Origin of the sequence: Kitasatospora sp. NPDC004614 (assembly GCF_042873675.1) — a bacterium.
GTDB lineage: Bacteria > Actinomycetota > Actinomycetes > Streptomycetales > Streptomycetaceae > Kitasatospora.
This window is the reverse complement of record NZ_JBIALR010000023.1, coordinates 37,652-61,992: the sequence shown is the minus strand read 5'-3', so window position 1 is coordinate 61,992 and position 24,341 is coordinate 37,652. Positions and strand designations below refer to the sequence as shown.

Genomic DNA, 24,341 nt, shown 5'->3' with positions numbered 1-24,341 from the left:
GGGACTCCTCGATGCATCAGGTGTACAAGGTGAAGCCGAGCGTGTTCACAATGGCAGACATGCCGATGAACTGCACGCCTTCGTAGCAGGTGGTTTCCATGGCGATGCCGACACCCCATGTCGGACACGCGACGTATTGTCCCCAGGATCCGCTGATCAGACCGCGGGCCTGCATGTCATTTCCATAGGTGCCGTCAGGGCTGGTGACAACCGGGCCGCCGCTGTCTCCTTGTGCGGCAGCGTGGTCGCCGGTGTTGGTGCGCATCGCCTGAACCACATTGTGCCGAGTGATTCCACCAATGTTGGAATCAACTCCGGCGTACCTGACCTGGATATTGCACTTGACGCCGGACATGGCGCCCGATGTGCAGACATAGTCGCCATCATGGTTGAGGCCCCAGCTCGCGACGTGCTTGTGGTATCCGTTGGGATCGTTCCACGCGCCGTCGTAGAACTGGTTTCCAGCGGAGCCGTTGAGTGTGATGAAGGTTGTGTCGAAACCGAGGTCGGAGGACTGTGCCCACCCCTCGATGTTGCCGGTCCCGGTAGTGAAGGTTCCGGAGGTTCCACAGTGTGAAGCGGTGAGAACGACGTCGCTGCCACCATGCGATCCGGCGAACCCGGATGTACAGAACTGATGGCCAGGCGTGTTGAGTTCGGCGCCTGCCCAGAAGGCGGACGAGTCGTCGTGGCGGCTGTACGTGTCAGTACCCTCCGGTCCTTCGGCAGCCTGGACCGGGACGCCTGCCAGGGCCTGGGCGTGGGTGGCGAACTCTTGGGCCGACACGGTGGTCACGCGTTGAGCCGGCACCTCGGAGGGCGAGGGGTTCGCCAGGGTTTGGGATGTGGGGCTGTTGTAGCTGATGTACAGACCGGTGCCGTTCGACAAGACGGCTATGGAGTTCCATGCTGCGACGGGCTCAGTTGTTGCGTCCTTGCCCTTGACCGCCCCCTCCAGCCTTCGGCGGGCATCTTCCAATTCTTTGGCCGAGTAGGAGGATTGGGTGACGGAGACCTTGAGCCCCTGAGCGGCGGCGTCCTTCTGTGCATCCTTGACGCTCTGCGGCACCGCCCCCTTCCAGTACAAGGCGAGCTCCCCGTCCTTGGCCTTCACCACGGCTCCGGCATATCCGCCGGTGTGCTCCGCCTCGGTCCCGGACTTGCCGGTGATTCGGTCCGCGAGGGCATCCAACTGGTACTGGCGATGGAGGGTTGCCTTGTCCACCGTGACGATGGGGGAAGAACTGGGGGAGCCAGGGGTGAGCCCTTGATCGTTTTTATCGTTCGGCGGTGTCGACGCTCCGGCGAGTGGGGCGGTGACGAGCGAGGTGGTCGTGACCACGGCAGCGGTGATGAGGACCGTGGCGGCAGTGCTGATCTTGCGTAACAAGTAATGGCTCCTGTCGGGCGAGGTTCGTGGGCTGTTCGATGCCGACTTTGCCAGCCGGACGCATCTCATTGGGCCCAATTTGCGGAGATCAATGAGGAAGATTCCGGTTCTTCATTCCCCTTGGCGCTGAATATGTATGGCTGGAGGGTGATTTGAGCCTTTAGTGCACCGTCAATTCTGGTGTGGCGGGCCTGGGCGGGAGATGGCGGAGTTTCACTGCGGTGCTCGCTGCGATTGCCTTCGCGGCCAGCTGTTCGGCGTGTCTTGGTGGACGGTCGACCTCCGCGTCTCCGTGTGAATCCGGACCCACACGCGGGCCAAGCTCTACCGCCGGGTCCTGGACGAGCTTGGTGCAAGCGCCGCCGCCAACTGGTCGCGGGTCGAGGTCTCCTCGGCGAGTGTGCGCGCCATTGAGCCGTGGTGCGTGGGGGCGCGGCTGAGGTCCCGCGGACATCTGCCGCCGGGGCTTGGGTGGACTGTGACCGCGCCAGCGGGCCTTTCCGCGCGTAGTGCTCGACTGCGGGGAGTGCGTGTCGAACGGGCGCTGCGTCAGCTCAAGTTCCCAGCGCGAGTCGCCCCAGTTGATATCAATGACGTCACCCGTAGAGGTGCCCCGCGGCCCGATATGTGACCTCCTCGCCGCCGCCAGGAGGTAGGACCCGTGCGATCAAGTTTTGGGTCAACCAGTACACAGGAGGGCGCAGTTGGCCGAACCGGGCCCGCCGGCCCGAGGCGTCTCGGTAGGGTCGGGCGCATGGCCGAGCCGCGCGTTCTGCACGTGATCACCGATCCGCGCGCCCGGGGCGCGCAGCGTCTCGCCCGCGATCTGCATGCCGAACTGGTGCGTCGCGGCCAGGCGTCCGAGTTGGTCGCGCTGCACCCGCACCCGGACGCCGGCCCCGCCGACCCCGTCGCCGTGTTGGGGCCGTCCCGCCACCACCCGGCCACCTTGCGTGCGTTGCGGCGGGCCGCCCGCCGGGCCGACGTGGTGGTGGCGCACGGGTCGTCCACCCTGCAGGCGTGTGCGCTCGGGCTGCTGGCCGCCCGCACCCCGTTCGTCTACGTCAACATCGGCGACCCCCGGCACTGGACGTCAACTCCGGCCCGCCGTCTGCGAGTCGGCGCGTTCCTGCACCGGGCCGCCGCCGTCGCCGCGATCTCCCCGCAGGGCGTGGACCTGCTGCGCACCCGCTTCCGGCTGCCCGCCCGTCGACTGCACGTACTGCCCAATGCCCGTCCCGCCGAACGCTTTTCGCCCCCGGCCGGCCCCGCCGAGAAGGCCGCCGCCCGCGAGGCCCTCGGGCTGCCCGCCGGCGGCCCGCTGATCGCCTGGGTCGGCGCCCTCAGCCCGGAGAAGCGCTCGGACCTCGCCCTCGCCGCCCACGCCCAGCTCCCCGAGGACGTCCACCTCGCGCTCGCCGGCGAAGGCCCGCTCCGCGAACGCCTCACCGCCGAAGCCGGCCCCCGCATCCACCTGCTCGGCCCGCTCGCCGACCCCGCCCCGCTCTACCGGGCCGCCGACCTGCTACTGCTCACCAGCGACTCCGAGGGCGTCCCGGGCGTCCTGATCGAAGCCGCCCTCGCCGCCCTCCCGGCCGTCGCCACCGACGTCGGCTGGGTCTCCGACATCGTCCGCGACGGCCGGACCGGCCTGCTCGCGCCCCCGAACAACCCGTCCGCCACCGCCGAAGCCCTCCGCACCCTCCTCGCCACCGACCGCACCCCGTACGGCCAGGCCGCCCGCGAACACGCCCTCACCCACTTCGACCTCACGACCGTCGCCACCCGCTGGCAGCACCTCCTGCGCCAAGTCGCCGACGGCGCCTGACGATCGGGTGTCTCCGGCCGCGGCTACGCTGCCGACCGGCAGGATTCCGATGGAGGGAGTACGTTCGATGGTCCGCACCAGCCCGTCCCGTCCGCTCGATGTCGAGGCGCTGTTCCCCGAGGTGGCGGCGCTGCGGCGGGAGGCCGTGCGGTTGCATCCCAGGCGCGGGGAGCCCGGGCCGGGGGAGAGTTCGCTGGGCGGCCCGGTGCGGTGGCCGCGTGCCGAGCCGTGGCCGCACTGCACGGATGAGCACCCGCGTACCGCGTACGCGCCGCCGCGCGGTGCGGGGCCCGTTCCGCTGGTGCCGGTGGTGCAACTGCTCGCCGCCGACGTGCCCGAACTGCCGTTCCCGGACGGCACGGACGTGCTCCAGGTGCTGTGGTGCCCGTTCGACCACGAGGAGGGCTACGCGCCGCGGCCACAGGTGTACTGGTGGGACGGCTCACGCGCCGACCTCGAACCCGCCGACCCGCCCCGGCCCGACGGCGCTCCCCACAGCTACCTGCCCGACCCGTGCGTGCTGCACCCCGAACGCATCACCGAGTACCCCTCCTGGGACCTGCCGGAACACCTCCACGACGCACTGGAGGAGCGGTTCGAGCAGGTCGAGGAGGAGACCGGCTGGTCGTACGAGTACCACCTGTCGGTGCCTGACGGGACCAAGGCCGGCGGCTACCCCACCTGGAGCCAGGACCCGGACTGGCCGCACTGCCCCAGCTGCGAGCGCCGGATGGACCACCTGCTGTCCGTAGGCAGCGCCGAGTTCGACGGCGAGAGCTGGCGCACCTGGCTCGCGGTCGAGGACACCCCGGCCGCCGGAACCGTCTGGGAACTGCCGTACGACGAACGGCGGTTGATTCAGAGCGCCGCCGACCTGCTGCTCGGCGACATGGGCAGCCTGCACCTGTTCGCCTGCCCGCACTGCCCCGACCGCCCGTACGCCCACCGGGCCAGCGCGTAGACCTCGCGAACGGCGCCCACCGCGCCCACCCGGCCTACGCGTCGGCCCTGCGGTGGGCCTTGGCCCGGTCGAGCCGGTAGTAGAGCGGGTACTCCTCGGGACGGATCCACGCGAACTCGCCGACCTTGCGCGCCATGCCCGAGGCTGCAAGTGCGGCGGCCACCACGGCGACCGGGGTGCCGAACAGCACCGGGAGGAAGAACGCGGGGCCGTGGGTGAGGCCCATCACGAGCGCGTTCTCCAGGAAGAACACGGCCCCCGCCACCAGGGACGCCCGCACCGCCCACCGCCTGGTGCGCGCACCCTTTCGGCTCGCGGCAAGCGACACCCCGCCCACCAGCCCCGGCAACGCCCCCGTGACCAGCCCGAACGCAACGGTCGCGAGCCCGAATCGGAGCCCGAAATACCTTCCGAAGAACATGCCGATGAACACGTAGGGCACAACGCCCACCGCCGCACCCAGCCCGGTGGCCTGCCAGACAACCGTCGACCTGCGAAGCACGCCTCCCACCCCCTTCGACGGTGGACTGTATACGAAACATCTGGCGGTCGGTAAGGGGGGCCCCCGGGGCGGCGCGACAGGAGTTCGGAGGACGACCGGCGTCAACCGGCAGGCCCGGCCGCGCAGTTCCTCGGGGCCCGGGGCCGAACGCGCACGACCGCTGACGACCGGCGCCCCGCCGCCCATACTGGGCACAGGCCGAGGGCGGGGGAGGATCCGATGGCGGGGCTGATCGTCGCGGGGCTGGTGGTGCTGCTGCTGGCGCGGCTGAGTGTGAAGCGGGTGGGGGCGAACGAGCGCGGGGTGGTGTTCCGGCTCGGCAAGGTGCGTGAGCGGACGTTGCGGCCGGGGCTGACTCTGCTGGTGCCGTTCGCCGACCAGTTGCAGCGCGTCGATGTGTCCGACACCTGCGTGCCGGTGCCGTTCCAGGGGCGGACCAAGGACGGCCAACGGGCGAGCGTCGAGGCGGCGTTGACCTTCCGGGTGGCGGATCCGGTGGCGGCGATCGTCGAGGTGCGGAACTACGGCGTGGCGATCTGCCACCTCGCGCTGGTGGTGCTGCGCACCGAGGCCGAGCAGCGCACCTTCGACGAACTGGCCACCGCGCGCGAGGAGCTGCGGCTCGCGCTGCTGCGTGAGGTCAAGCCCGCCGCGGCCGGCTGGGGCGTGGAGCTGGACCGCGTCGAGGTAAAAAGTGTCACGCATGCGAAGCCTTCTGCACCCGAACCGACCTTGCCCTGAGCGGAGTTCACCCCTGCCGGAAAGCGCCGCTGTGTAACAGCGGTGTAAGCGGACGGAAACCGGAGGAACCGTCCGACAACCGGACGCGTGGTGACGCATGCCCGCCCACCGGCGGACCGCGCACCACGCCCCCACAGGAGCCTCCGATGAACCTTCGCAAGCCCGCCGCCCTCGCTCTGCTGGCCTGCTCCGTCCTCGCCCTGACGGCCTGTGACCCGGACACCACCGCCAACCCGGCGCCCGCCACCAGCTCCGCCGCGAGCAACCCGGCCGGCCAGCCGTCCGCCACCGCCTCGGGCTCCACCGAAGGCTCCGGCGGCAAGTCCTCCGCCCCGGGCGCCAAGCCGGCCGCCGACATCCGCATCTGCGGCAACTCCGAGAAGGAGAGCGACGTCAAGGCGGAGCTGACCCTCGACAGGAGTGCCGACCCGCGGATCACCGGCGTCATCAAGCTCACCAACACCACCGGCACGGAGTGCGTCGTCTACGGCAAGCCCGATCTGCGCACCGACCACACCGCGCAGTTCCAGAAGCTCGCCAGCGGCGTCCTCGGCTCCGGCACCTTCGCCACCGACAAGGCCAACGGCACCGTGCTGCACCCCAACGTGCCGATCTACCAGGCCGTCACCTGGCTCGCCTCGCCGCCCGTCGCCCCGAACGCGTCCTGCACCACCGGCTCGCTGTTGGTGCTGGTCCGCAACGAGGGCGTGCTCAGCCTCCCCATGCCGGTCAAGGACGCCCGGTACTGCCCGATGAAGGAGGAGGGCTCCGACCAGGTCCAGATCGGCGTCCCGCAGACCTCCGAGGCCGACGCCAAGGCCCAGCTGCGCGCCCTCGGCAAGTGACCCGGGGCCGCCGGTAGCCGGGTTCCGGTGGGCGGGTGTGCGGGGGCGCCGCCCGCCCGCCGGGAACCAGCCGGTCTCCCCGGCGCCCCTCTCTCCAGCGTCCGTCGCCCCAGCGTCCGTCGCCCCAGCGTCCGTCTCCCCAACGTTCGTCTCTCCGACGCCAGTTCGAGCGGCGCTGCTCCGTTCCGGCGAATTCGGCCGACCGGCGCCGGATCGCCTGGCCCGTGCCCGGGTGGGCTGCCACGCTGCCCTGGTGAAGCCGCTGTTGAGAAGCACCGTCCTGATCGCTGTCGCCGGGGGCCTGGTCGCCGCCCCGGCCGCCGCCGCCCACGCCGTGTCCGCCTATCCGGCCACACCGCACGGCCTGACCGGGAAGCAGCTGATGGCACCCGATCAGTACCTCGCCGCCGCCCAGCAGCCAAGGCCGGCCAACCACCACGGGGTACCCCCGGCCGCCCGACCGGACGCGCCCGCGCAGCAGCAGGCCCCGGCCAGCGGGCCGCAAGCCAACGGGCCGCAAGCCAACGGGCCGCAAGCCGGCGGACCGCAGGCCAACGGGCCGAAGGCCGCCCGTACCCACGAGGCCGTCGAGTTCTTCTGGTACAACTGCTCGCACTCCGCCCGGCTGGAGTCCCCGCTCACCAACTGGGCCGCCAGGCACCAGTCGGACGTGAAGCTGCGCCGCGTCCCGGCGATCTGGGTGGGCAGCCCGGACGAGGCCGAACAGCGCGCCCACGCACGGCTGTTCTACACCCTGGACCGGCTCGGCGAGGTGGACCGCCAGCAGGCCGCCGTGTTCCGCGCCGTCCGCGACGAGCACGCCGATCTGACCACCGAGCAGCGCGCCACTGAGTGGGCGGCCGCGCACGGCATGGACGCTGCCAAGTTCCGTTCGGCCTATCACTCCCCCGAGGTGGACCGGGCCGTGGAGCAGGCGCCCAAGCTGTTCTCCGACTATCAGGTCAACGAACTGCCCACTGTGGTGGTCGACGGCAACGGCCGCACCTCGCCCGCCCGGGCCGGCGGCGTGGAGAACGTACCCGCCGCGCTCGACCAACTGGTCGCCGACGGGAACGCCGGCCACTGACCGACCGGAACCCCGGCCACTGACCGACCGGAACCCCGGCCACTGATCGAGGCGAACTCCGCTGCCCAGCAGGGAAGTTCGGCCCGAAACCGTCGACAACCCGTCGACAACCCGTCGACAACCGGCCTGAGCTGGCGCAATCTTCACGGAACCCGCCCGCCGCCCCCACACTGTGTGCCATGGTGGTCGCCGGGCCGCCCGGACCGTCTCGTCCGCCCGGCTCCGACACAGTCGACACAGACACCGGGCGCGGCCGCACCGTGCTCGGAGAGGGCGGGAGTCCGTGGGGGGACAGCGCGCACAGGTCATCGACGACCGCGAGGGCGAACCGGCACCTCCCGGCGTCGCGATCCCGGCCGGGCCACCGCCCGAACTGGTCTTCAAACGCCGGCTGCGCCCCGTCCAGGTCGCCCACGAGCTGTGGGCGGCACGGGAGTTGGTGCGCGCGCTGGCCGAACGCGACCTGCGGGCCCGGTACAAGCAGGCGGTGCTCGGCTTCGCCTGGGCGGTGCTCACCCCGCTCGCGCTGTGCGCCATCTTCACCCTGGTGTTCCACCGTGCCGTCAAGATCGAGACCGGCGCCGCCCCGTACACGCTGTTCGCCTATGTCGGCCTGATCGTCTGGCAGTTCTTCAGCAACACGATGAACCAGGGCGCGCTCAGCCTGGCCAACAACCTCAGCCTGCTGAACAAGGTGTACTGCCCGCGCGAGGTGTTCCCGCTCGCCACCATGCTGGTCGCCACGGTGGACATGGTGATCGGCGTCGGCGTGCTCGCGCTGATGTTCCTGGTGTTCTGGACCGCCCCCGCCGCGACCTTCCTGTGGGCGCTGCCGCTGCTGCTGATCCAGTTCGCGTTCACCTACGGCATCGCGCTGATCCTCTCGGTGGCCGTGGTGTACCTGCGCGACGTCCGCCACCTGCTGCCGATCATCACCCAGATGGGAGTGTTCGCCACCCCCGTCGCCTACCCGCTGGCCAAGATCCCGCACCGGCTGCAGGAGATCTACGTCGGCGTCAACCCGCTCGGCGCGGTCATCGAGGGCTACCGGAAGGCACTGCTGTACGGCGAGGCACCGGACGCCCGGATGACGCTGATCGCGACGGTCAGTTCGCTGGTGTTCCTGGTCGGCGGGTACCTGTTCTTCAAGAAGCTGGAAACGGGGATCGCCGATGTCGCGTGACTACCCACTGGGCACCATCCGCACCGAACAGGTCTGGAAGCGCTTCCGCGCCGACCAGCAGCGGATGCTGCTGCGCGACCGGGTCGAACAGGCCGCCCGCCGGCTGCGCGGCGACCGCGGCGAGGACTGGCGCTGGGCGCTGCGCGACATCAACCTGCACATCGAACCCGGCGAGTCCGTCGGCCTGATCGGCTCCAACGGGTCAGGAAAGTCAACCCTGTTGAAGATGCTCACCCGGGTCATGTACCCGTACGCGGGCGTCATCGACGTGCGCGGCCGGATCGGCGCCCTGATCGAGATCCGGGCCGGCATCCACCCCGACCTGACGGGCCGGGAGAACATCTACCTGTTCGGCGCGCTGCTCGGCCTCAAGCGCCGCGAGGTCGCCGGACGCTTCGACGACATCGTCGAGTTCGCCCGGCTCGGCGGTGCCATCGACCGGCAGGTGAAGTTCTACTCGTCGGGCATGCAGATGCGCCTCGGCTTCGCGGTCGCCGCGTACCTGGAGCCGCACGTCCTGCTGGTCGACGAAGTCCTCGCCGTCGGCGACGCCGTCTTCCAGCAGCGCTGCCTGGACCGGATGCGTGAAGTCGCCGAACAGGGCACCACCATCGTCTTCGTCTCGCACGACCTCCCCGCCGTCCAGTCGATCTGCCGGCGCGGCGTCTGGCTGGAACAGGGCACCGTCCGGGTGGACGCCGGCATCAAGGACGCGCTGGCCGGCTACCGCGACTCCATCGAGGCCCAGTCCGAGGCCACCGCCCGGGTCGGTGAGCCGCTGCAACTGCTGAAGTACGAGGTGCGCGGCGAGGACGGCGAGGAGAACCTGCACACCGACGAGCCCGTCACCGTCGAACTCACCCTCGGCGGCGACTACCGCGGCGACGCCACCCTGCACCTCGGCGTCAGCGAAGGCACCTCCAGCCCGATCTTCCAGATCAGCCACGAGATCCGGCTGGCCGGCGGCGACCACCGGGTGGCCTGCGTGATCCCCCGGCTGCCGCTGCCGCGCGGCCGCTACACCCTGTGGACCGGCGTCTACTCGATCGGCAAGACCGACGGGGGCACCCTGATGAGCTGGCACTCCGCCGGCCAGTTCGACGTGTTCGGCCCGATGCTGGACACCCCGCCGCGCGCGGTCGTGCTCGCCGCGCCGGTCTTCGTACCGCACCAGTGGGAGGAGTGACCGTGCGTTCGGTCCGTGTCCTGGTCCACCTCAACAACCTGGCCCTCGGCGGAGCCCAGCTCAACGCCGTCGACGTCGCCCGCACCCTGCGCGACCGCGGCCACCAACCCGTCCTGTTCGCCCAGGGAGTCGACGGCCCCGCGCCACTCGTCGAACTTGCGGCCGAACACGACCTCGACCTCGTCGTCGCCGGTGATCCCGACACCCCGCACGCGGTCATCCGCGCCCGCCTGAGCCGCCTCGCCGACGAACACGGCTCCCAACTCGTCCACGCCTGGGAGGTCCGGGCCGCCCGCAACGCCTACTTCGGCCCCGGCCGACAGGGGCGCCTGCCGATCGTCACCACCTTCTACGGCATCCGGATGCTCCGCGGCATGCCCCGCCACCAGCCCCTGGTCCTCGGCCTCGGTGCACTGATGGGCGACGCGCGGGCCTTCGGGCACCGCGACCTGCGACTCATCGAACCCCCCGTCAACACCGTCCTCGACGCCCCCGGATCCGTCCCCGGCTCCCCCTTCCGCGCCGAAGTCGGCGCCGGGGACGGCCAGTTGCTGCTGTGCATCGTCACCCGCCTGGTCTCCGGCCTGGAGAAGGACGCCGGCGTCCGCCGCACCATGGCCGCCGTCCGCCTGCTCGACGACCCGTCCCTCGTCCTCGCCGTCGTCGGCGGCGGCCCCAGCGAGGAGCCGCTGCGCGCCGAAGCCGCCCGCCTCAACACCGAACTCGGCCGCGAGGCCATCGTCTTCACCGGCCAGCGCTCCGACCCCCGCCCCGCCTACGAGGCCGCCGACCTCGTCCTCGGCATGGGCGGCTCCGCGCTGCGCGGCCTGGCCTTCGCCAAGCCCGTCATCGTCCACGGCGCGAACGGCTACACCGCCATCCACGAACCCGGCCCCCTGGTCGAACCCCACGCCTCCCGCTGCATGTACGGCCACGGCGACGGCCCCGCCGACTCCAAGGCCCTCGCCGCCCAGATCCGCGTCCTGGCCGACTCCCCGGATCGCCGCGCCGAGCTCGGCAGTTGGGGCCGCGACTGGGTGGTCGGCCGGTTCTCCCTCGACCACGTCTCCACCGCCTTCGAGGAGATCTACCGCGAACTCCTCCGCCAACCCCCCGGCCGCACCCCCTGGCTCCGCGACCTCGAACAGATGACCCGATACGAGTACGTGAAGCCGACGGCCCGGCGGTTGCTCACTCGGTAACGGCCGGCCGCAGCAGGAGGGTGACGAAGCCGAAGCCGTCGCGGTACTCGGTCAGCCACTGGTGGCGGTGGCGGGTGGCGGCGGCGAGGGCCTGGTCGCGGTCGGGGCCCGGGGGTTGGTCGAGGGCCCAGTCGGTGAGGGAGCCGGTCCAGGACCATTCGTAGGTGTCGAGCTCTTCGCGGGTGGAGGTGTGTCCGGCGATCGGCCACCAGCCGGCGGTGCGGAGGGTGGCGAGGACGCCGGACAGGTCGGTGAGGTCGTCGCCGAAGAACTCGCGTGCGTGGTCGGTAGGTTGGCCGTCCTCCCAGTAGCTTTCGCCGAGCAGCAGGGTGCCGCCCGGGGCGAGCAGCGGGCGGACGGCTTCGAGGGTCGGCAGCAGGCCGCCGAAGGCGTACGTCGCGCCGACCGAGAGGACGGCGTCGAAGGAATCGGCGGCCTCGAACTCCCGTACGTCGGCGTGGTGCAGGGCGAGACGGCCTTCGACGCCCGCGCGTTCGGCGGCGCGCCGGCCGTCGTCGAGGGCGGCCGGGTCGGTGTCCACGCCGATGGCCTGCAGGTGGGGGTGCATGGTCAACGCCCGTACCAGCCAAGCGGCTTCGCCGCAGCCGAGGTCGAGGGCCGAGCTGTTCGGGCAGCGCCGCAGCTGGCGTTCCAGCAGGCGGTGCACCGACGCGTCCGACAGCGGGGCGGCCACGGGGTGGTCGCGGTGGGCGATGCGTCCGATCTCCTGACGTTCCATCAGTCCATCCTGCCCTCGGCGCGCTGCGGGTGCGGGTACGTCCGGCCCTTCCAGGCCGCGCCGCGTCCGCGCCAGTGCTGGACGGCGGAGTCGACCGTCATCAGCAGGTACAGCAGCGCGGTGAAGGGGAGCAGTGGGGCCTCCGTCACCGGACGGCCGTAGTAGCGCAGCATCGGCGCGTACGTGCCCGCCATCACCGCCCACGCGGCGAACCCGGCGCCGGCCGTCCACCGGAAGCCCGCGAGCAGGCCGGTCACGGCGGCGACCGGCGGCACCAGGTAGATCAGCGTCAGGCCGAGCACCGTGCCGAGCAACAGCAATGGGGAGTAACGGAGTTGGGCGTACGCGCTGCGGGAGACCATCCGCCACAGCGGCGACAGCCCGGGGTAGGGGCGGACGGAGTCGACCCGGTCGGCGAGCCCCAGCCAGGTGCGGCCGCCGGTGCGCTTGACCGCGCGGGCGAGCGACACGTCGTCGATCACCGCGCCCCGGATCGCCACCACCCCGCCCGCCCGTTCGAGCGCCCGGCGGCGCACCAGCGAACAGCCGCCGGCTGCGGCGGCGGTGCGGGAGGCGGGGCGGTTGGAGCGGCGGAACGGGTACAGCTGCGCGAAGAAGTACACGAACGCCGGGACGATCAGCCGCTCCCAGCCGGACGCCACCCGCAGGCGGGCCATCTGCGACACCAGGTCCAGGTTGTGCCCCTCGCCCGCCGCGACCAGCGCCCGCAGGGAGCCGGGCCGGTGCGCGATGTCGGCGTCCGTCAGCAGTAGCCACTCGGCGTGGCCCGCGTGCCCGACGCCGTGCCGCAACGCCCACAACTTGCCCGTCCAGCCCTCGGGGAGAGGTGGGGGAGTGGTCACCTCCAGCGCGAGCCCCGGACCGGCCGCCGCCAGCGCGAGCGCCAACTCGGCCGTGCCGTCGGTGCTGTGGTCATTCACGAGGACCACCCGGGCCCGGCCTGGGTACTGCTGCGCCAGCAGCGTCGGAAGGGAGAGCGGCAGCACGCCGGCCTCGTCACGGGCCGGCACCACGGCCACCACGTCAGGCCACCGGGACGGCTCCGGGCCCCCGGGCGGCAACCGCTGATCGGTCCGCCAGAACCCGCCGTGACACACCGCCAGCCACACCCACGCCGCCAGCGCCACCACCGACACCCACCACAGGACGGTCACCCCGGCAGTCTGCCCCACCAGCGGCGGGGCGACCCCGAGGCGCGACGGGCTGCGACGGGCTGCCGCGAGGCCGCGGGGCGTGGGCAGGTGGGTGTCCCGGCGGGGTGTTGCGGGGATCGGCGGGTGGCAGCCGGTCGGCGACAGGGGGGCGGTGCGGTCGAGGGTCCGACCGGGCAGCGATCAGCGCGGGCGCCGTCGTGGCCGGGGGCAGGGCCGGCAGCGCGATCGGTCGGTGGTGCGCGACGCCCGGAGGGTCAGACGCGGGCGCCGATCAGGATCTCGCCCTGCGGGTAGTTGAGGGCGGCGGTCTGCAACGCGGCCGGGCGGCCGGAGTGCAGGACGGTGAGGGTGCCGGCGCCCGGGGCACCGGGGGAGACGCGGCGCAGCGCCTGGGCGGCGACGGCGTCGGCGGAGCCGTGGAAGCGGGCGGGGGCGGCCAGCGCGGAGGCGATGCGGTCGTCGACGAGCTCGTAGTGGGTGCAGCCGAGGACGACGTCGGTGGTCGAGGCGGGGGTGCGGGCCGCGGCGTAGGCGATCGCGGCGGCAATGGCGTCCTCGTCGGCGTGCTCGACGGCCTCGGCCAGGCCGGGGCAGGCCACCTCGTGGACCTCGGTGGCGTCGCCGCCGAATTCGGCGATCAGGCCGCGCTGGTAGGCGCTGCCGGTGGTGGCGGGGGTGGCCCAGATGGCGACCACGCCGCCCGCCGCGGTGGCCGGCTTGATCGCGGGGACGGTGCCGATCACCGGCAGTTCGGGCTCGAACTCGGCGCGCAGCCGGGCGAGCGCGTGCACGGTCGCGGTGTTGCAGGCGACCACCAGCGCGTCGGGCCGGTGGGCGACGGCGGCGCGGGCGCAGGCGAGGGCGTGCTCGGTGATGTCCTCGGGGGTGCGGGGGCCCCACGGCATGCCGTCGGGGTCGCAGGAGATGACCAGGTCCGCGTCGGGCCGCAGGCGGCGCAGCGCGGCGGTGGCGGCGAGCAGTCCGATTCCGGAGTCCACGAGGGCGATCTTCACGAGCAACGACTCTACTCCCTGACCGGCACGGACCCCGGCCCGGCCAGTGGGGGGCCACCTGCACCGCGCACAGGGGCCGAGGCCCGCCCGCCGCCCGCGTTTGCGGCAGGCCGGAACCCGTCTGCACGATGGCCCGGCAGAGGAGGAGTGCGCCATGAGCAGCGAATCCGAGACCGGTGCCATCCCGGCCTACGTGTACGCCACCTACATCCGGGCCACCCCGGAGCAGGTGTGGAAAGCGCTTACCGACCCCGAGCTGACGGCCCGCTTCTGGGGCCACGCCAACGTCTCCGACTGGCAGGCCGGATCCACCTGGGAGCACCGCCGCACCGACGGCTCCGGTACGGCCGACGTCACGGGCCATGTGCTGGTGGCCGAGCCGCCGACCCGGCTGGTGCTCACCTTCGAGGACCGGCCGGACCTGTTCATCGACCAGGCCGCCACCGTCACCTTCCTGATCGAGCCGGGCCGGGACATCGCCCGGCTGACCGTCACCCACGAGAAGCTGCGCGACCGCACCGCGCTGCGGGCGATCTCGCACGGCTGGCCGGCCGTCCTGGCGAACCTGAAGTCGCTGCTGGAGACGGGAGAGCCCCTGCCGCAGGAGCCGTGGGAGATGGCCCCGGGCGGGAGCTGAACCCGGATCTGCTCCGTCCGGCTGACGTGCGGGACGGCGCGGCCGGGTCGGGTTCTCGCCGGATGCACCGTGCTCGCCGCGCTGCTGCTGCGCGACCGCGCGTGACGGCCCGGTCGGTACCGAGGCGAACCGTTACGCCTGGGCGCCCAGCAGGCGCTGAACCGCCGGCTCCAGGCCCGACAGGATGGTGTCGAAACGGCGGGTCGAGGTGGTGGAGTCCACCTGGAGACGGCTGATCCGCAGCGGGTGGGCCGGCAGCCGGGGGCCCAGGCGGTGGTCGGACAGGAAGCCCAGCCGGTAGCCGAGCTGGCGCAGCACCGCGTCCGCCCGCTCGTCGAATCCGCCGTCCGGGTAAGCGAACGCCGACGGCGCCTCGCCCAGCCAGTGGGTCAGCGCCCGGTGCGCGCCCGCGATCTCCGCGTGCACCGTCGCCTCGTCGCAGCGCCGCAACGACGGGTGCCCGAGGGTGTGGTTGCCCACCGTGACGTCCGCCTCGCGCAGCGCCCGCAGGTCCTCCGGGTGCAGCTGCTCCTGGGCCGGCGGGCGGCGGGACGCGGAGACCCGCAGCTCGGCCAGGCTGCGGCGGCGGTCCGGGTCGGGCAGCGCCTTGAGCAGCGCCAGCACCCGCGCCGGGTCCCCGCCGCGGGGCAGCAGCCGGGCCCGGCCGCCGTGCCGGGCCAGGAACGCCGCCTCGTGCCACCAGAACGGCCGCTCGGTGCCGACCACCTCGGCGATCACGAACGCGGCCGCCGGGATCCGGCGCGCCACCAGCTCCGGCAGGGCGTGCCGCAGCACGGTGCGGTCCGGGTCGTCGAAGGTCACCAGCACCGAGCGCGGCGGCAGCGGCCGGCACTCGGCCAGCGAACGCTCCACGTCCTGCACCGACACCGGGGTGGCCAGCCGTCGGAGCCGGTCGAGCTGGGCGCCGAACGACCGTGGATCGGTGATGCCGTGATAGGCGAGCACGGCCAGCCGCTGCGCGGCCCTGGCCCGGAACAACGGCTGGGCCGGGCTGAACCGCAGCCAGCTGCTCCGGTCCCGGGGCTGGTCCGGCGCGACGGCGGGTACGGCGGCAGGCTGGGGCTGGTCCGGCGCGGCGGCGGGCGCAGCGACGGCGGGTACGGCGGCAGGCTGGGGCGGGGCGCAGACGGCGGCGGCGGTGGTGGCGGTGGCGGTGGCGTACGGCACGGTTCCCCCCTCGGTCGCCGGCATGCGGCGTGGCGGTACCGTCGGCAGGCGGAGCCCGGCCTCCGACCCCGGGAACGGCGGCTCCGCTCCCGAGTGATCTAGCCCGCGGCGGGTACTCCCAATCCCGCTCGTCGGACGGCTCCTGGATCGCTCAATGTAGTGGAGACCACCGAAGTGGCGGGATGGTTGTACGGCGGACGGCGAGATTTCGCGGGCGCCCCGGAACGGCCGACCGGAACCGTCCGAACGGCAGCGCGGAACCGTTCGGACGGCGGACGGGGGAGTCGGCCCGTCGACCCTTGCGGGACCGGGCCGTGCCCCCTGACCAGGGCCCAAAGGCCGTGGCCCGGTGTGCGGGGCCGGGTTACCGTGGAGGGCATGGCAGACACCCCAAGTGATCGCGCCGCTACGCGCTGGTCCAACGTGTTCGGCGGCTGCGCCCTGCGCCGCCACCAGTTGCTGCTGTCCCTGGTCGGCGCGGGCTGCGTGGTGCTCGGCATCCTGGTCGCCGTGCTGGTCCCGGAGAGCGACGGCCCCGGCTGGGTGATGGCGGTGGCCGGCTGCCTGGCCACCGGGGTGCTGCTGCTCGCCCGGGTCGGCCTGGCGCTGCTGCGGCCCGGCCGCGACGCCGCGTCCTGACGCCCCGCGCCGCGTGCTGACACCCCACACCGGGTGCTGACACCCCGCGCCTGACCCCCCGGCGACCGGCTCCCGGAAGGGGCGAACCGGCCGGGCGACCGGAAAGTGTCGGCCAAACGGACAGTGCCGGTCAGATCGACTGATTTTCGGCTTACCTACGCACTTCTTTCACGTTTCCCCAGCAGTGACACCACACTTCCCCCTACTGTGAAACGCATCGCCCGCGCAAGCCGCGGGCCGGGGGAGTTTCACCAGGGGTCGGTGCGGGGGCACCGCGAGGGGGGACGTCATGGCGAGCACCGCCGGCGACGCCACAGGCATCAGGACGAAGGTCAAACAGCAGCTGGCCCGCGCGGCCGGCCGCGCTCCCGGCGAGGGCGCCACCGTCCTCATCTACCACCGGATCGGCGGCGGCACCACCGACGAGCTCGACCTCGCCACCGCCGACTTCACCGCCCAGGCCGACCTGCTCGCCGAGCTCCCGCCCGGCCGCGTGGTCCCGCTGGACACCGCCGCCGACCGGCTCGACGCCGGCCTGCGCACCCCCAGCACCGTCCTCACCTTCGACGACGGCTTCGCCGACACCTACGACACCGCCTGGCCGATCCTTCGGGAACGCGGCCTGCCGTTCACCGTCTACCTGGCCAGCGGCATGGTCGGAGGCCCGATGCGCTGGGAGGGCTCCACCGCCAAAGGCGCCCCCGCCACCGGGCTGAGCTGGGAGCAACTGCGCGAGATGGCCGCGTCCGGGCTGTGCACCGTCGCCAACCACACCCGCAGCCACGCCCGCCCCGCGCTGCTCACCACCAGCGAACTCGACGCCTGCGGCGACGACGTCGAGGAACACCTCGGCACCCGCCCGCGCCACTTCGCCTACACCTGGGGCACGCCCGTCCCGCACATGGAGGCCGCGCTGCGGGCCCGGTTCCGCACCAGCGCCACCGGCCGGGTCGGGCGCAACCTGCCCGGGGGCGACCCGGTCCGCTTCCACCGCGTCCCGGTCCGCCGCACCGACCCGATCGACTTCTTCCGGGCCAAGCTCTACGGCCGGCTGGTCCCCGAACGGGCCTACGCCCGGATCGTCGCCACCGCGAAGGCGGTGGGCGCCCGTGCCTGAGCCCTTGTGGTTCCGGGGCGAGGGCGGGCGGCCGCTGCGGGTCGCCCACCTCACCACCGTCGACATGTCGCTGCACCTGCTGCTGGCCACCGAACTGGCCGTCGACGTCGAACACGGCCTGGCGACGTACGGCCTCAGCGCCCCCGGCCCCTACCGGCAGCAGGTCGAGCAACTCGGCGTCCAGTACCGGCCGTTGCCCTCGCTCACCCGCGCCTGGCAGCCCGCCGCCGACCTCGCCGCCGCCCGCGAACTGCTCGCCGCGCTGCGCGAGATCCGGCCCGACGTGCTCCACACCCACAACCCGAAGACCGGCGTCCTCGGCCGCGTCCTCGGGCGGCTCGCCCGGGTGCCGGTCGTCGTCAACACCTGCCACGGACTCTGGGCGCAGGCCCACGACCCGCTCGCCAAGCGGCTGCTGGTGCTCGGCGCCGAAGCGTTCGCCGCCCGGTTCTCGCACGCCGAGCTGTACCAGAACGCCGAGGACCACCGCACCCTCGCCCGCTGGGGCGTCCCCGCCCGGCGCGCCCGGGTGGTCGGCAACGGCGTCGACCTCGACCGCTTCCCCGCGCCCGGGCCGGAACGGGACGCGCTGCGCGCAGCAGTAAGGGAGCAGCTGGGCGTACGGGACGACGAACTGCTGGTCGGCGGAGTCGGCCGGCGGGTCGCCGAGAAGGGCATCCGCGAATACGCCGAAGCCGCCCGGGCCCTGGCCGGCAAGGCCCGCTTCGTGTGGATCGGACCGGACGACCCCGACAAGCCCGACGCGCTGCGCGCCGCCGAAGCCGGACTCGAATTCCTCGGCAGCCGCGACGACATGCCCGCCGTGTACGCCGCGCTCGACGTCTTCGTCCTCCCCTCCTACCGGGAAGGGTTCTCCCGCTCCGGCATGGAAGCCGCCGCCAGCGGCCTGCCCATGGTGCTCAGCGACATCCGCGGCTGCCGCGAGATCGGCACCCACGACCAGCACCTGCTGCTCGCCCCCGCCGCCGACGCCGCCGCCCTCACCGACGCGCTCGACCGGCTCCTCACCGAGCCGCACCTGCGGACCCGCCTGGGCACGGCGGCCCGCCGCCGCGCCCTCGAACAGTTCGACCAGCGCACCGTCGCCCGGATCTCCCTGGAGACCTACGCCGCCGTCGCCCACCGGCGCGGCCTGCCCTGGACCACCGACTGACCCGGCGCCACCCGCACCACGTTCACCGCCTTGCCCCGAGCGCCACCGTCACGCGCGCCAGCAGCCCGGCGCGCCCACCACCAGCCCCGGCAGGGGCCCACCACACCACCACGCAGCAACCCACTGGGGGAGAAATGAAGCGAGGGGGGGACCTCGCGGTCACCGCACTGGCCGGGATCATCGCCGTCCCGCTCGGCCTGGTGATCGCCCTCCTGATCCGCGCCACCATGGGCGGACCGGTGATCTTCCGGCAGACCCGCTCCGGCCGCCACGGCCAGGAGTTCCGCATCCTCAAGTTCCGCACCATGCGCGACAAACGCCACCCGGACGAGCCCGATGCCCCGCGCATCACCCGCCTCGGCGCGCTGCTGCGGAAGACCAGCCTCGACGAACTCCCACAACTGTGGAACGTCGTCCGCGGCGACATGGGCGTCATCGGCCCCCGCCCCACCCTGCCCGAACAGGTCGTCCACTACTCACCCCGGCAACGCGGCCGCCTCGCGCTGCGCCCCGGCCTCACCGGCTGGGCGCAGATCCGCGGCCGCAACTCGATCAGCTGGCCCGAACGGATCGAACTCGACCTCTGGTACATCGAACACCGCACCCTGCTGCTCGACCTGCGCATCCTGGTCGGCACCGCCAGGATGCTGCTGCGTCCCACCGGCATCACCGCGGCCGGCGGCGTCAACCCGGGCTTCCCGGTCCCCGCCGAGGCGCCTGCCCCGGCCGTGCCGCGGGTGGTGCTGCCGCGACAGGCCACCGCGGCCGCGCCCCGGCTGGCCCGGGAGGAGCTGCGCGGCTGACAAAAACGATTCGGCGTGTGCGGCCGGGCGGCAGCGGCTCACCCCGCGGCCGTCCGGTCTGCCGTATGGTCCGGGGCAGTCGGTGCGAGTGGAGGCGGGGCGGGATGCTGTGGATCGCGGGTGCGGGTGGGGTCGGCCGGGAGGCGCTGGACGTCGCGATCGCGGCGGGTGTGCCCGTCGCCGGGTTCCTGGACGACCGGCTGGCGGGTGAGCGGGTGCGCGGGCTGCCCGTTCGCAAGCCCGGCGAACTCCCCTCCGGGGCCCCGTACTTGATCGGGATCGCCGATCCGGCGGTGCGGGCCCGGCTGGCCCTGCTGCTGGACGCGGCGGGCGGCAGCCCGGCCACCCTGGTGCACCCGCGGGCGATCGTCGCGCCGGAGACCGAACTCGCCGCCGGCTGCCTGGTGATGGGCGGCGCGCACGTCTCCAGCAGCGTCGTCCTCGGCGCGCACAGCCAGGTCCACTACAACGCCACCGTCGGCCACGACGCCCGCCTCGGCGCCCGCGTCACCGTCTACCCGGGCGCGAACGTCTCCGGCGCCGTCCTGCTGCACGACGACGCCACCGTCGGCTCGGGCGCCGTTGTCCTCCAGGGCCGCGCCGTCGGCCCCGCCGCGTTCGTCGGCGCGGGGGCCGTCGTCACCCGCGACGTGCCGGCGCGCACCACCGTGATCGGCGCCCCGGCCCGGCCGATGCCCTGATCGGCGCCGGTTAGGCTCCTGGGCATGGGAATTCCTGTGTTTCTGGCCGAGCTGCGCGAACTGGTGGGCCACCGGCCGCTGTGGCTGTCCGGGGTCGGTGTGGTGCCGGTGGATGAGGACGGGCGGGTGCTGCTCGGGCGGCGGGCGGACAACGGGGAGTGGTCGCTGGTCGGGGGGATCGTCGATCCGGGAGAGCAGCCCGCGGACGCGGCGGTGCGGGAGTGCCTGGAGGAGACGGGCGTGACGGTGCTGCCGGAGGCGCTGACCTCGGTGACCGTCTCGCCGGTGATCGAGTACCCGAACGGGGACCACGCCCAGTACCTGGAACTGACCTTCCGCTGCCGCCCGTTGGCGGGGGAGGCGCGGGTGAACGACGACGAATCGCTCGAGGTCGGCTGGTTCCACCCGGACGCGCTGCCCGAGCTGGACGCGTCCGCACGCAAACGGATCGAGCTGGCGCTGGCCGGAAACAGCACGGCGTACTTCGAACTGGGCGAATCCTGACCGGCTGACCGCCGTGCCCCCGGAGCGCGCAACGGCGCACCCCGGGGTGGCAGTTCGCGCCGGGCGGCGGCTCAGGGCGCCCGGAACCAGGCCGCGGTGCGGTGCAGGCCCTCCGACAGCGGGACGGGCCGTATGTCGGGGAACAGCTCGCGCAGGCGGGAGTTGTCGGCCTGGGAATCCCGGACGTCCCCCGGCCGGGGATCGACGTGCTCGGCGGCGACCGGCTCGCCCAGCGCCTCACCGAGCAGGGCGATCAGCTCCAGCAGGGTGGTGCGGGTGCCGAACGCCAGGTTGACCGGATCGGCGCTGACCACCCGGCGCAGCACCGCCTCGGCGAGCACCTGCGCGACCGTGCCGACATAGGTGAAGTCGCGGCTCTGCAGACCGTCCCCGTGGACCGTCACCGGCCGGCCGCGCAGCGCCGCGTCGAGGAAGGCCGGGACGACGGCGGCGTACGCGTGGCCGGCGGGCTGGAGCGGGCCGAAGACGTTGAAGAAACGCAGCGGGAGCACGCCCAGGCCGTAGCAGTGGTGGTAGGCCCCGAGATACGCCTCGGTGGCGAGCTTGGAGACCGCGTAGGGGCTCATCGGCGCGGTGCGCATCGACTCGCGCTTGGGCAACTCGCGGTTGGCGCCGTACACCGAGGACGAGGACGCCGCCGCCACGTACAGCCCGCCGGCCCGGCGGGCCGCCTCCAGCACCTCCAGCGTGCCGGTGGCATTGGCGTGGTGGCTGGCCAGCGGCGCCGCCACCGAGCGCGGCACCGAGGGCAGCGCCGCCAGGTGCACCACCGCGTCCGCCCCCGTGAACGCCGCGTCCAGCAGCGCCGGATCGAGGACGGTGCCCTCGAACAGCGTGACGTCCACCCCCGCCAGGTTGGCCTTGCTGCCGGTGGACAGGTCGTCCACCACCCGGACCTCCGACACCTCCGGACGGGCCGTCAACTCCCGGGCCAGATTGGCCCCGATGAACCCGGCCCCGCCGGTGATCACCACTCGCATCGCCGCACACCACCCCTCCGCCGGGCCCCGGGGATCCCCCCACCGGGCCGATGCGCCGACTCTAGCCGCGCGTCCGGGCCCACCGGGCCGAAAACCCGGTCACTCGTACCCAAACCGACCCATCGGCCACAATCCCGTACGACGACCGGCCGAGAACGGGCAGCCGCACGGAGGGTTTCAGCGCTTCGGGCGCCGCCCGGCCTCCTCCGCCGCGTTCAGCACCGCCGCCAGATCGCCGCCGGCCGTCGCGGTCGCCACCGCCGCCACCGCGCCCTCCACGAACGGCGCGTCCGCGAACCGCACCGGGAACGGCAGGAGGTGCTCGTCGGCCTCGCTCAGCAGCGCCAGCACCGTGTCGACCGCGCTCTCCAGGTCGCACAGCACCACCACCCCGTGGCCCTGGTCGACCCGCCGGGCCGCCGTCGCCACCAGCACCGCGCTGGTGCCCAGACCGTCCGCGATCGAGCCGCCGGTCGCCACCACCGGCGCCGGATCGCCCGACTCCGCCACCGCCAGGGCCAGCGCCCGCACCGCGTCCGCCACCTCGTGGCTGTGCGAGACCAGCACCACGCCGACCCGCCCGTGCCCGGCCGGCCGCGACGGCCGCGGCACCGTGGGCGTCGGGGCGGGCAGCGTGCCGGTCGCGGTGCCCGCCGCCGGGGCGGACGGCGCGGTGGTGATCGGGATGACGTCGGCGCGGCTGCCGTCCCGCTGGTCCATCGGCTGCTCCCCGGTGTGTGGCTGACTGATCGCCACCCATCCCTACCTCGAACGGGCCCCCGTGGCCTGCCTTTAGCACAGGTGTCGGCCGGACACGGCCGGATCGGACCATCTCGACCACCCGCGGGGCAGACCCGGCGCGATCCGCCGAAGCCGCCGCCCGCGATGGCTAGGCTGGCCGCTCGAACACCGACAGAGACCGATCACGGGTCGGCTGTCGGCACAGATCGGCAAGGGCCGGTACGGCAGCGGAGGGAGCACCACCATGGCGGCACAGGCGGCGGACCGGCGCAAGATCGAGCTGGATGTGAGCGGAGCCGAGTGGCAGTCCGCGAACGACGACCCGAACGGTGTGCAGATCGCCTTCGTCGACGGCTACATCGCGATGCGCAACGGCGCGGAGCCGGACGGCCCGGCGCTGATCTTCACCCCCGCCGAATGGCGGGCCTTCGTCCTCGGCGCGCGGGACGGCGAATTCGACCCCAGCCGGCAGACCCAGGGCTGACGACGGCCGACGAGGGCGCCGGCACCCCGTGCGGTGGCCGAACTCGGCACCCACCGGGCCGAATTCGGCCCCCCCGGTGTCGAATTCGGCCGCACGCGGGCGGATTTCGGCCGTTTCGGAGGTGACCGGTACGCCCGGACTGCCCTGATCCGCACCCGTCGAAACCGCTCGCGAAGGTGACGAGCGGGCATACTCCGAGGTTACAAAAGAGTTCTGATGGGCCGAAACTTGTTGACTGTCCGACAAGCCTGCCAGAGAGTAAGAGCAGGCAGACGCCGTGCCGACCGCCCCCACGCGGTCTGGCACGGCGCCCGCTTGTGCTGCCCGTCACCGGCGCCGATGACGGGCCCTCCCACCCAGAACCGCACAGAGTGCGGCAGCCGTCGCGACGGGAGCGAGCCCGACCGGGAAGAGCTACTCCCCGGCAGGGCCAAAACCCGGATTCCGCACGCCCCCACGCGGCGGTGATCCGGGCAAGGTCCGCGAACGCGACGGCGGGAGGGCCCCCGCGGACCTGGCTCGGTGTTTCCTATGGCTTTTGTGTGCCGCTTCCCCCGGTCCGTCCGCCGCTCCGACGCTTTCCGCGTCGCGCAGGCTCCCCGCAGCGGCGAAGAGTTGGAAGACCGATTGAATCAGCAAATGGTGCTTGTGAGTTCACACGACTGACGTTCACACGACCGCGTGCGCAGTGAGGGAATGCGCGCAAGGCACGCTGCGACAAGCCGCACCCTGTGGATCTCGCCCGGGGCGGCCGTCGTGCTGAACCGAACGTAGCCCGGACGGTTGCTCAGAGTCAACATTGGTCCCTGAGCGTAGATCCCGGCCTGATCGCGGACCCACTCACCTGCCCCCGCCCACCGGGCACGTACGATGGGCCCATGTCATTTCTCCGCCGTCGCTCCGGACAGCCCGCCGGCCCGGACTTCGACGTCCTGGCGATGGACCCGGGCGACTGGCCCGGCCTGTTCGGGGCCATGATCATGGCCGGTCCGGACGGATCCTGCCAAGGCATTTTCCTGCGCTACGACCTGCTCGGTGGCCGCGGCCCCGCGATGCTGATCGGCAACGTCCCGCAGGGGTCACCCGCCCGCGAGAGCGAGGACGGCGTGCCCTTCGAGGTCCGGCAGCTGCTCGCCGCCCTGGAGAACGACGAGCCGGTGGACTTCGTCTCCGCCGAGGACTTCCCGGTCATGCTCGGCGACGACCTGCTGATCGTCCGGAAGGTCAAGGTCAGCGAAGGGCGCCTGTACTGCTCCCAGTTCGGGCGCAGCGACGACGTCCAGGTCACCATCGCCTCCTGGGACCGGCCGATTTCGGACGACCTCTACCAGCTCCTGAAGCCGCTTCCGGCGGAGATGTTCCAGCAGGACTAGGCGCGCGATGCCCCGGCCACTGCTGCTCACCCGCCGCCTGCACGTGGACCTCCGGCGCACCGCCGGCGCGGCCTGTCCGGCGTCCTGACCCTTCCCGAGTCCAGGACCGCCCGACCGACCACGCCCG

26 protein-coding genes are annotated in these 24,341 nt (G+C 72.8%); 18 read left to right on the top strand and 8 right to left on the bottom strand.

Going from position 1 to position 24,341, the window contains the following annotated elements; all coding sequences use genetic code 11:
* Positions 1–16: 16 nt before the first annotated feature.
* Positions 17–1,390 (bottom strand): hypothetical protein, encoded by a 1,374-nt coding sequence (locus tag ACFYST_RS32100; protein ID WP_387867489.1) that lies wholly within the window; start codon positions 1,388–1,390, stop codon positions 17–19.
* 754 nt (positions 1,391–2,144) lie between these two features.
* Here ACFYST_RS32100 and ACFYST_RS32095 point away from each other — a divergent pair.
* Both ACFYST_RS32095 and ACFYST_RS32090 read left to right on the top strand, forming a co-directional pair.
* Entirely contained in the window at positions 2,145–3,218 is a 1,074-nt protein-coding gene (locus ACFYST_RS32095; protein ID WP_387867487.1) for a glycosyltransferase, read from the top strand.
* Between the two features lie 67 nt (positions 3,219–3,285).
* Positions 3,286–4,179: a DUF1963 domain-containing protein gene (locus ACFYST_RS32090; RefSeq protein ID WP_387867484.1), complete on the top strand. Its 894-nt coding sequence runs from the start codon at positions 3,286–3,288 to the stop codon at positions 4,177–4,179.
* A 34-nt stretch (positions 4,180–4,213) separates the two neighbouring features.
* Here the strand turns inward: ACFYST_RS32090 and ACFYST_RS32085 are convergent, their stop codons facing one another.
* Entirely contained in the window at positions 4,214–4,681 is a 468-nt protein-coding gene (locus ACFYST_RS32085; protein WP_387867483.1) for a hypothetical protein, read from the bottom strand.
* Positions 4,682–4,900: 219 nt separating this feature from the next.
* On the opposite strand from ACFYST_RS32085, the gene ACFYST_RS32080 reads away from it, so the two are divergent.
* The 6 genes from ACFYST_RS32080 to ACFYST_RS32055 all read left to right on the top strand — a co-directional run bounded on the left by ACFYST_RS32080 (position 4,901) and on the right by ACFYST_RS32055 (position 10,925).
* Positions 4,901–5,422, top strand: a complete 522-nt coding sequence (locus tag ACFYST_RS32080) for an SPFH domain-containing protein (protein ID WP_387867482.1) — start codon at positions 4,901–4,903, stop codon at positions 5,420–5,422.
* A 146-nt stretch (positions 5,423–5,568) separates the two neighbouring features.
* Complete coding sequence (locus ACFYST_RS32075; protein ID WP_387867480.1) at positions 5,569–6,267, top strand: hypothetical protein; 699 nt, start codon at positions 5,569–5,571, stop codon at positions 6,265–6,267.
* A 253-nt stretch (positions 6,268–6,520) separates the two neighbouring features.
* Complete coding sequence (locus tag ACFYST_RS32070; protein ID WP_387867477.1) at positions 6,521–7,354, top strand: thiol:disulfide interchange protein DsbA/DsbL; 834 nt, start codon at positions 6,521–6,523, stop codon at positions 7,352–7,354.
* A gap of 283 nt (positions 7,355–7,637) precedes the next feature.
* Positions 7,638–8,537 (top strand): ABC transporter permease, encoded by a 900-nt coding sequence (locus tag ACFYST_RS32065; RefSeq protein ID WP_387867475.1) that lies wholly within the window; start codon positions 7,638–7,640, stop codon positions 8,535–8,537.
* Positions 8,527–9,723 carry a polysaccharide ABC transporter ATP-binding protein gene (locus ACFYST_RS32060; protein ID WP_387648507.1) on the top strand — a complete coding sequence of 399 codons (1,197 nt, stop codon included), beginning with the start codon at positions 8,527–8,529 and terminating at the stop codon, positions 9,721–9,723. Before ACFYST_RS32065 ends, ACFYST_RS32060 begins: the two co-directional genes overlap by 11 nt.
* 2 nt (positions 9,724–9,725) lie before the next feature.
* On the top strand, positions 9,726–10,925 hold the full coding sequence (locus tag ACFYST_RS32055; protein WP_387867472.1) for a glycosyltransferase family 4 protein: 1,200 nt from the start codon (positions 9,726–9,728) through the stop codon (positions 10,923–10,925).
* Here the strand turns inward: ACFYST_RS32055 and ACFYST_RS32050 are convergent.
* The 3 genes from ACFYST_RS32050 to ACFYST_RS32040 all read right to left on the bottom strand — a co-directional run bounded on the left by ACFYST_RS32050 (position 10,915) and on the right by ACFYST_RS32040 (position 13,852).
* The gene (locus ACFYST_RS32050; RefSeq protein WP_387867470.1) at positions 10,915–11,664 is read right to left on the bottom strand and encodes an SAM-dependent methyltransferase; all 750 of its coding nucleotides are present in this window, start codon (positions 11,662–11,664) and stop codon (positions 10,915–10,917) included. The genes ACFYST_RS32055 and ACFYST_RS32050 overlap by 11 nt on opposite strands.
* Positions 11,664–12,839, bottom strand: coding sequence for a glycosyltransferase (locus ACFYST_RS32045; protein WP_387867469.1), 1,176 nt, complete (start codon positions 12,837–12,839; stop codon positions 11,664–11,666). The genes ACFYST_RS32050 and ACFYST_RS32045 overlap by 1 nt, the downstream gene beginning before the upstream one ends.
* Before the next feature lie 254 nt (positions 12,840–13,093).
* Positions 13,094–13,852 (bottom strand): glutamate racemase, encoded by a 759-nt coding sequence (locus tag ACFYST_RS32040; RefSeq protein WP_387648496.1) that lies wholly within the window; start codon positions 13,850–13,852, stop codon positions 13,094–13,096.
* 154 nt (positions 13,853–14,006) lie between these two features.
* Between ACFYST_RS32040 and ACFYST_RS32035 the strand changes: the two genes are divergently transcribed.
* Positions 14,007–14,489, top strand: a complete 483-nt coding sequence (locus ACFYST_RS32035) for an SRPBCC family protein (RefSeq protein ID WP_387867466.1) — start codon at positions 14,007–14,009, stop codon at positions 14,487–14,489.
* 132 nt (positions 14,490–14,621) lie between these two features.
* On the opposite strand, the gene ACFYST_RS32030 is transcribed toward ACFYST_RS32035, so the two are convergent.
* Positions 14,622–15,677: a polysaccharide deacetylase family protein gene (locus ACFYST_RS32030; RefSeq protein WP_387867465.1), complete on the bottom strand. Its 1,056-nt coding sequence runs from the start codon at positions 15,675–15,677 to the stop codon at positions 14,622–14,624.
* A gap of 378 nt (positions 15,678–16,055) precedes the next feature.
* On the opposite strand from ACFYST_RS32030, the gene ACFYST_RS32025 reads away from it, so the two are divergent.
* The 6 genes from ACFYST_RS32025 (at position 16,056) to ACFYST_RS32000 (ending at position 20,615) form a co-directional block, all read left to right on the top strand.
* On the top strand, positions 16,056–16,316 hold the full coding sequence (locus ACFYST_RS32025; RefSeq protein WP_387867464.1) for a hypothetical protein: 261 nt from the start codon (positions 16,056–16,058) through the stop codon (positions 16,314–16,316).
* A 289-nt stretch (positions 16,317–16,605) separates the two neighbouring features.
* On the top strand, positions 16,606–17,433 hold the full coding sequence (locus ACFYST_RS32020; protein ID WP_387867462.1) for a polysaccharide deacetylase family protein: 828 nt from the start codon (positions 16,606–16,608) through the stop codon (positions 17,431–17,433).
* On the top strand, positions 17,426–18,607 hold the full coding sequence (locus tag ACFYST_RS32015; RefSeq protein WP_387867460.1) for a glycosyltransferase: 1,182 nt from the start codon (positions 17,426–17,428) through the stop codon (positions 18,605–18,607). The genes ACFYST_RS32020 and ACFYST_RS32015 overlap by 8 nt, the downstream gene beginning before the upstream one ends.
* A gap of 134 nt (positions 18,608–18,741) precedes the next feature.
* Positions 18,742–19,410, top strand: a complete 669-nt coding sequence (locus ACFYST_RS32010) for a sugar transferase (RefSeq protein ID WP_387867458.1) — start codon at positions 18,742–18,744, stop codon at positions 19,408–19,410.
* A 104-nt stretch (positions 19,411–19,514) separates the two neighbouring features.
* Positions 19,515–20,111 carry a NeuD/PglB/VioB family sugar acetyltransferase gene (locus ACFYST_RS32005; protein WP_387867457.1) on the top strand — a complete coding sequence of 199 codons (597 nt, stop codon included), beginning with the start codon at positions 19,515–19,517 and terminating at the stop codon, positions 20,109–20,111.
* A 24-nt stretch (positions 20,112–20,135) separates the two neighbouring features.
* Entirely contained in the window at positions 20,136–20,615 is a 480-nt protein-coding gene (locus tag ACFYST_RS32000; RefSeq protein WP_387867455.1) for an NUDIX domain-containing protein, read from the top strand.
* A gap of 71 nt (positions 20,616–20,686) precedes the next feature.
* Here the strand turns inward: ACFYST_RS32000 and ACFYST_RS31995 are convergent, their stop codons facing one another.
* Both ACFYST_RS31995 and ACFYST_RS31990 read right to left on the bottom strand, forming a co-directional pair.
* On the bottom strand, positions 20,687–21,616 hold the full coding sequence (locus ACFYST_RS31995) for an NAD-dependent epimerase/dehydratase family protein (RefSeq protein ID WP_387867453.1): 930 nt from the start codon (positions 21,614–21,616) through the stop codon (positions 20,687–20,689).
* Positions 21,617–21,793: 177 nt separating this feature from the next.
* On the bottom strand, positions 21,794–22,228 hold the full coding sequence (locus ACFYST_RS31990) for a PTS-dependent dihydroxyacetone kinase phosphotransferase subunit DhaM (protein WP_387648674.1): 435 nt from the start codon (positions 22,226–22,228) through the stop codon (positions 21,794–21,796).
* Positions 22,229–22,601: 373 nt separating this feature from the next.
* Between ACFYST_RS31990 and ACFYST_RS31985 the strand changes: the two genes are divergently transcribed.
* The 3 genes from ACFYST_RS31985 to ACFYST_RS31975 all read left to right on the top strand — a co-directional run bounded on the left by ACFYST_RS31985 (position 22,602) and on the right by ACFYST_RS31975 (position 24,302).
* Complete coding sequence (locus ACFYST_RS31985) at positions 22,602–22,841, top strand: DUF397 domain-containing protein (RefSeq protein WP_387867450.1); 240 nt, start codon at positions 22,602–22,604, stop codon at positions 22,839–22,841.
* 878 nt (positions 22,842–23,719) lie between these two features.
* Positions 23,720–24,214, top strand: coding sequence for a hypothetical protein (locus ACFYST_RS31980; RefSeq protein WP_387648470.1), 495 nt, complete (start codon positions 23,720–23,722; stop codon positions 24,212–24,214).
* Positions 24,215–24,221: 7 nt separating this feature from the next.
* A complete protein-coding gene (locus tag ACFYST_RS31975) occupies positions 24,222–24,302 on the top strand; it encodes a putative leader peptide (RefSeq protein ID WP_341869173.1) in 81 nt (26 codons plus the stop codon).
* The last annotated feature ends 39 nt before the right edge of the window (positions 24,303–24,341 follow it).

Bases quoted from the DNA above. Each gene is read 5' to 3' on its own strand.
- ACFYST_RS32035 (WP_387867466.1), top strand. From the start codon at position 14,007: ATGAGCAGCGAATCCGAGACCGGTGCCATCCCGGCCTACGTGTACGCC.
- ACFYST_RS31985 (WP_387867450.1), top strand. From the start codon at position 22,602: ATGGCGGCACAGGCGGCGGACCGGCGCAAGATCGAGCTGGATGTGAGC.
- ACFYST_RS32000 (WP_387867455.1), top strand. From the start codon at position 20,136: ATGGGAATTCCTGTGTTTCTGGCCGAGCTGCGCGAACTGGTGGGCCAC.
- ACFYST_RS32095 (WP_387867487.1), top strand. From the start codon at position 2,145: ATGGCCGAGCCGCGCGTTCTGCACGTGATCACCGATCCGCGCGCCCGG.
- ACFYST_RS32025 (WP_387867464.1), top strand. From the start codon at position 16,056: ATGGCAGACACCCCAAGTGATCGCGCCGCTACGCGCTGGTCCAACGTG.
- ACFYST_RS31995 (WP_387867453.1), bottom strand. From the start codon at position 21,616: ATGCGAGTGGTGATCACCGGCGGGGCCGGGTTCATCGGGGCCAATCTG.
- ACFYST_RS32090 (WP_387867484.1), top strand. From the start codon at position 3,286: ATGGTCCGCACCAGCCCGTCCCGTCCGCTCGATGTCGAGGCGCTGTTC.
- ACFYST_RS32050 (WP_387867470.1), bottom strand. From the start codon at position 11,664: ATGGAACGTCAGGAGATCGGACGCATCGCCCACCGCGACCACCCCGTG.
- ACFYST_RS31975 (WP_341869173.1), top strand. From the start codon at position 24,222: ATGCCCCGGCCACTGCTGCTCACCCGCCGCCTGCACGTGGACCTCCGG.
- ACFYST_RS31980 (WP_387648470.1), top strand. From the start codon at position 23,720: ATGTCATTTCTCCGCCGTCGCTCCGGACAGCCCGCCGGCCCGGACTTC.
- ACFYST_RS32080 (WP_387867482.1), top strand. From the start codon at position 4,901: ATGGCGGGGCTGATCGTCGCGGGGCTGGTGGTGCTGCTGCTGGCGCGG.
- ACFYST_RS32060 (WP_387648507.1), top strand. From the start codon at position 8,527: ATGTCGCGTGACTACCCACTGGGCACCATCCGCACCGAACAGGTCTGG.
- ACFYST_RS32005 (WP_387867457.1), top strand. From the start codon at position 19,515: ATGCTGTGGATCGCGGGTGCGGGTGGGGTCGGCCGGGAGGCGCTGGAC.
- ACFYST_RS32075 (WP_387867480.1), top strand. From the start codon at position 5,569: ATGAACCTTCGCAAGCCCGCCGCCCTCGCTCTGCTGGCCTGCTCCGTC.
- ACFYST_RS32010 (WP_387867458.1), top strand. From the start codon at position 18,742: ATGAAGCGAGGGGGGGACCTCGCGGTCACCGCACTGGCCGGGATCATC.
- ACFYST_RS32020 (WP_387867462.1), top strand. From the start codon at position 16,606: ATGGCGAGCACCGCCGGCGACGCCACAGGCATCAGGACGAAGGTCAAA.